At 66.0% G+C, this 5919-nt stretch carries 4 protein-coding genes and 1 pseudogene; 4 read left to right on the top strand and 1 reads right to left on the bottom strand.

Features of this window, described 5'->3' with window-relative positions; translation table 11 throughout:
• From EOD07_RS39225 to EOD07_RS19165, 3 genes and pseudogenes are all read left to right on the top strand, one after another.
• Window positions 1–150, top strand: a pseudogene (locus EOD07_RS39225) (glycosyl transferase); the annotation flags it as partial.
• The gene (locus tag EOD07_RS19160) at window positions 147–941 is read left to right on the top strand and encodes a WecB/TagA/CpsF family glycosyltransferase (RefSeq protein ID WP_127236583.1); all 795 of its coding nucleotides are present in this window, start codon (window positions 147–149) and stop codon (window positions 939–941) included. The pseudogene EOD07_RS39225 and the gene EOD07_RS19160, both read left to right, overlap by 4 nt.
• Window positions 938–1861: a DUF6492 family protein gene (locus tag EOD07_RS19165; protein ID WP_127236584.1), complete on the top strand. Its 924-nt coding sequence runs from the start codon at window positions 938–940 to the stop codon at window positions 1859–1861. The genes EOD07_RS19160 and EOD07_RS19165 overlap by 4 nt, the downstream gene beginning before the upstream one ends.
• A 305-nt stretch (window positions 1862–2166) precedes the next feature.
• Here EOD07_RS19165 and EOD07_RS19170 read toward each other — a convergent pair whose 3' ends face one another.
• Window positions 2167–3462, bottom strand: a complete 1296-nt coding sequence (locus EOD07_RS19170; protein WP_127236585.1) for a lipopolysaccharide biosynthesis protein — start codon at window positions 3460–3462, stop codon at window positions 2167–2169.
• Window positions 3463–3661: 199 nt separating this feature from the next.
• Between EOD07_RS19170 and EOD07_RS19175 the strand changes: the two genes are divergently transcribed.
• The coding region (locus tag EOD07_RS19175) for a GumC family protein (protein WP_127236586.1) at window positions 3662–5919 on the top strand (2258 nt) is incomplete at its 3' end.

Here is a 5919-nt window from a genome sequence, read left to right on the forward strand (position 1 = left end):
GCTTTCGCCGCCGCCCTCCAGGCGGCAGCCGCCAATGCCCGCGATGTCGATGGCAGCGCCTTCCACCGCCGCCAGCTCAAGGCGCTCGACGCCGCGATCGGGCTTGGTGTGGAGAAGCTCGGCGTTGTCAGGCAGGAGGTCGCCGCATGAACATGCACACAGCGCGCGCCGCCTTCGGCTTCGACACGCTCAAGACCATTCTGGGCATTCCGGTGCTCGCCATTCGCTGGGACGAGGCCATCGCCTTGCTCACCAGGCTGATCGACGAGCGCCGCTTCACCAAGGTGAGCTTCCTCAACGCCCACAACGCCAACCTTGCCTGCACCGATCCGGTCTTTGCCGAGGCGCTGGAAAATTTCCTGATCCTTCCCGATGGCGTCGGCGTCGACATGGCGGCAAAGCTGCTTTACGGCGCGCCTTTCCCCAGCAATCTCAACGGCACCGATTTCATCCCGGCCTTCCTGCAGGCCTCGTCGCACCCGCTGACGGTGGCGCTGCTCGGCACGACGCGCGCCAATGCCGAAGCCGCCTGCGCGAAGCTTTCGACGCTCGCCATGCAGCACAAATTCGTCGTGGTCCATGACGGCTTCTTCTCCGCTGCCGAGGAACCGGCGATCCTCGAGCGCATCGCCCGGCTGCGGCCGGACGTGCTGCTCGTCGCCATGGGCGTGCCGCGCCAGGAATTGTGGATCGAGCGCCACATCGACAGCCGCCATTGCACGCTGCCGGTCGCCGTCGGCGCGCTGCTCGATTTCATGAGCGGCTCGGTGCCGCGCGCGCCGCTATGGCTACGCCGGTTGCGTCTCGAATGGCTGTTCCGCCTGTGGATCGAGCCTGGCCGCCTGTGGCGCCGCTACATCGTCGGCAATCCGCTCTTCCTGTGGCGCGTCGTCAGGCAGAAGCTGTCGCTCGGGCCGCGGCCGCTGGAGGCGCGCCGGTGAACAGCCGCTTCGTGCCGGGCACCTCCACCGCGATCGAACCGCTGCCGCGCATGCCCTTGGCCGCGATCGTCACGGCGAGCTACGCGCCGGACTTCGAGCGCTGCCGGCTTTTGTGCGAAACCGTCGACCGCCACGTCACCGGCATGGCGCATCACTACATCCTGACCGAACATCGCGACGTCGCGCTGTTTCGCCAGCTCGAAGGCAGCCGCCGCAGCGTCGTGGACGAGTGGGACCTGTTGCCGCGCTGGCTGCGCGTCATTGACGATCCGCTGAGCGGCTTCCGCCGCCGCGTCTGGCTGAGCCTGAAGACGCAGCCGCTGCGCGGCTGGCATGTGCAGCAGCTGCGCCGGATCGCCATTGCCGGGCAGGTGAAGGAAGACGTGCTGGTCTTTTGCGATTCCGACGTCGCCTTCCTGAAACCGTTCGACGCGAACGCCTTCTGGCGCGAGGGCAAGGTGCGGCTGTTCCGGCGCGACGGCGTGCTGTCGAACGACGGCCATGACGAGCATCGCATCTGGTCGCGCAATGCCGGTGCCGCGCTCGGCATCGATCCCGCCAATCGATCGAGCCACGACTACATCTCGACGCTGATTGCCTGGCGTCGGGAGACGGTCAACGCGATGTGTGGGCGCATCGAGAAGGTGCACGGCCGCGACTGGGTCGGCGTCGTCGGCTCGGCGCGCCAGTTCTCCGAATGCATGATCTATGGCCGCTACGTCGACGACGTGCTTCAAGGCGCCGGCCATTTCCACGGTTCGGAGGAGTTCTGCCACGTCCACTGGAACGGCGAGCCGCTCTCCGATGGCGAGTTCCGCCGCTTCGTCGACACCATGGCGCCGGAACAGGTGGCGATCGGCATGCAGTCCTTCATCGGCACCGATATCGGCCGCATCCGCCGCCTGATCGGGCTTGGATAGTTCTGATAGATCTGAAACTTGGAAACTGCCAGAAGCGATCCCTCTCGTCGTCATTCCAGGGCGGAGCAAGGAGCGAAGCGACGCGCGCAGACCCTGGAATCCATGCCGTGACGTGGAGGCGTCGCCGCGGTGCAGAGTTCTGCTCCGCTGCATCCCTCAGCTAAAGTCACGGCATGGATCCTCGGGTCTCCGCGTCCGCTTCACTCCCGCTCCGCCCGTGGATGACGAAGCTGAGAGGCTTCGCCTCAATCCCGAACGTTTGCGGCGGTCCGCACGAACGGCAATCCTGGCTGGCACCAGGTAAGCTAGATCGCCTTTGCGGGCCGGCGCATGGCCGAGTAAGTCAGCAGCATCGAGGCAAGATAGAGCAGCAGGAAGACGATGTTGAGCGACAGGACCAGATTGGCCGTGTCGGGGATCGTCGTCAGCACATAGGTCAAGAGCACCGCCTTCAATCCGGCGAGCAGGCCGAGATTGATTGCCCGCACCGCCGTCTGGCCGCGCGCGAAGAGCAGCTCGGCCTGGTATTCGACGAGGTTGCGCAGGCCAGGCACGCAGACCGCCAGCGCGACCAGCGGCGCTGCCTCGGCGACATTCTTGCCGAGCGCATTCGGGAAGAAGTGCAGCACGATGCCGAGCGAAACCAGCGCCAGCGTCGAGACCAGGAATACGCCGCCTTCGATGCCGCTCTTCACCGCCAGCCGCGACAGAAGCTCCGGCGCCCGCATCATGCGCTGCACCAGCATCATCGAGAAGGTGCGGATCGGGATCGCGGTGAGGTCGACCAGCCGCATGATGATGGCATAGATGCCGGCGAGATGCGGCCCGCCGATCGACAGCACCAGAAGCTTGTCGAACTCCATCTGCAGGTAGAACAGCACTTCGGAGCCGGCGACATAGATGGAATCGGCGAGCCGCCGGAAATAGAGCTCGGCGCGCAACCTCAGCCGCTGGCGCGGATAGAAGAAGACGAAGGCGACGATGAGCGACGCGGCATTGGCGCCGATATAGAACAGCGACCAGACGCCGATCGTATGCTGTGCGGCAAGCATGAACAGGATCGCGCCGACTGCCCGAAGCGCCGTCGTCAGGATGGCGAGGATGGCTGCCCGCCCGAACTTGCCGAGCCCGTTGTTGACGATCAGCACCACTTCGACCGGCCGCCACAGAAGCGCCTCGGCGAAGACAACAGCGGCAAAGGCCGATAGCGGCACGGTGCCGGCGAAGAAGATCAGATAGACGACGTAGGACGCGGCGGCGAGGAACGGCAGCGAGAACAGGCCGAGAAGCAGGAAACCGGCGGTGAAGGTGCCGATCAGGTTGGGGCGGATCGTGGCGGTGCGGTAGAGCGCCGAGATGAAGCCGAAGGCGAGGATGCGCGACAGCATGATGCCTGCGGCCGAGGCGGTCGCGAACATGCCGAATTCGGCGATCGAAAGCGTGTTGGCCAAGGCGATGAAATAGGCGAGTGAAAATACCAGCCGGCCGCCGGCGCCGCTGATCGCCGAGAAATAGTCGAATACCAGTTTCCGGCGGGTGGCCACGAAGTGGCCGATCCGCGCGAGGCTCCGCCTTTGCGGCATGTCGCTGGCCTGGGTCATGTCGGGGCGATAGATAGGCTGGAAAGTTTAACGCGGCGTTCTGGCGCCTGTCCTGGCGGCGCCGAAATGCCGCGAACAAGGCGAGAAACCGTGCGGGCCTGGGTGCAAAATTAACCGTTTGTTTCCTATGCCCGTTTAGCGTGGCTTAACGATTGGCCGATCCGCCGCGCCCAAGCCGCCAGAGAGTAGTTCCAGGACAATGGTCGACAGGGATAACCGTGATGACTGGAGGCGCGAGCGTTCTCTGCTGGCGCTCGGCCAAGCCATGCGTGGCGACGACAACACGGTTTCGATCGGCGAGCGGGCCAATTCCTCCTGGCGCGAGGACGCCGCCGCGCGCCATCGCGCCGCGCGTTCCGAACGCGAAGCGAAGGTCAATCCGCAGCCCGCCGATACCGGCGAATTTGACCGGGATCAGGTGCGAGCGGAATCCGGGCCGGTCGAACCCGAACATGACTGGCGCGGAAGAAATCGGTCTGCTTCGTCCGGGCCGTCCCATGAAGCCCCGGCGCAGGGCCAGCAGCCGCAAGCCGCTCCCGAACCTAAGTCGAGCCGGCCATCCGCCGGCGACGTTTCCGAGGAATGGAAGCCGCTGATCGACCCGATGCAGGTCGTGCACGGCATCACGCGATCCAGGGCGCTGATCCTGTCGACGACCATCCTGGGCGCCGCGCTCGGCGTCGCCATCGCCTTGTCGACGCCGAAGAAATATGAAGCCACCACCGACGTCATCGTCGACCCGCGCGACCTCAAGCTCACCGACCGCGACCTGACGCAGAACGTGGTCGCCTCGGATGCGACGCTGGCCATTGTCGAGAACCAGGTCCGCATCCTGACTTCGGGAACCGTCCTCAATAAGGTCGTCACCGATCTCAACCTCACCAACGATCCCGAATTCAACGGCCAGGGCAAGGGCGGCTTCGGCCTGATGTCGACGCTCCGCTCGATCCTGTCGCGGCAGGATGCGGGCGCTGCGGACGAAGCGCGCAAGCGCGCGCTGGCGGTCGGCAACCTGTATGAAAGCCTCGACGTCGAGCGCGGCGGCAAGACTTTCGTGGTCTCGGTCAGCGCCACCACGCAGAACGCCGAGAAATCCGCCCTGATCGCCAACACCATGGTCAAGGCGTTCAAGCAGATCTCCAGCGAGATCCAGTCGAGCACGGCGGGCCGCGCCAATGACGAGCTCACCGCCAGGCTCGACGAATTGCGCAAGGGCGTCGAGACGGCCGAGCGCGCCGTCGAGGATTTCAGGGCCACGCATGACCTCGTCGATGCGCAGGGCCACCTGATCAGCGACGACCAGATGCTGAAGCTCAACGAGCAGCTTTCCGTCGCCCGCGCCCGCACGCTCGAGCTCAATGCCCGCGCCGCCTCGGCACGCTCGCTGAACGTCAATTCGGTCCTCAGCGGCACGTTGCCGGAAGAGATCAATTCCAACATGATGAGCGAGCTGCGCTCGCAATATGCGGCGCTGAAGCAGGAAGCCGACCGCGCCGAGGTCAAGCTCGGGCCGCGTCATCCGGAGATCGAGGCGCTGAATGCCCAGCTTGCCGGCGCGCGCGAGCGCATAGGCGCCGAGCTGCAGCGTATCGCATCCTCGCTGCAGGTTGACCTGAAGCGCTCCGTCCAGCTCGAGCAGGACCTGTCCTCGCGCCTGGCGCAGGCCAAGGTGCAGAGCGGCGACGTCAACAACAATCTGGTCTCGCTGCGCGAGCTGGAGCGCGAGGCCGCCGCCAAGCGTTCCGTCTACGAGCAGTTCCTGCTGCGCGCCAAGGAAACCGGGGAACAGAAGGACATCAACACCGCCAATATCAGCGTCATTTCGGAGGCCTATGCGCCGCTGCAGGCCAAGGGACCGTCGCGTGCGGTGATGGCCTTGGCGGGCCTGTTTGCCGGCCTGTTCGCCGGCATCGGCCTTGGCGGGCTGCGCGGCGTCTATGCGAGCCTGCGCGAGACGGCCGATAGCCGCTCGCGGCGCAGAGTGGGTGAGCGTGATCCCAAGGTGGAGAACACTTCGAACCGTGCAGCTCCGCCGGCGCCGCCGCCGCTCGTAACACCGCCTCCGGCCCCGCCTGTCGCTCCGCCGCCAGCCTTCACGCCGCCGCCATCTCCGGCTTTCACACCGCCCCCAGCCGCGTCATTCACGCCATCGCCGGCTGCGTCCTACACGCCGCCGCCTGCCTCGCCTCCGGCCCCTCCGCCGGTCGCGTCGGCTCCGGCGCAATCCGTCACGCCGCCGGAACCGGCCAATGATGCCGGCCGTCCCGGGCTCTTCGGCTCGCTGGCCTCGGCGCTTCGCTATTTCGTGCGGCGGGAGCCGGCCGAAGCGGTGGATTTGGACACTGTTCCGCCCGAAAGCGCCTGGCGCGCGCCTACTCTGGAAGAGCGCTACCCGAAGGCTCGGACATCGGCGCGGGAGAATTTCCGGCCGCCATACGAGCAGGGCTATTCCTATTC

The sequence above is a fragment of the Mesorhizobium sp. M2C.T.Ca.TU.002.02.1.1 genome (genome assembly GCF_003997225.1).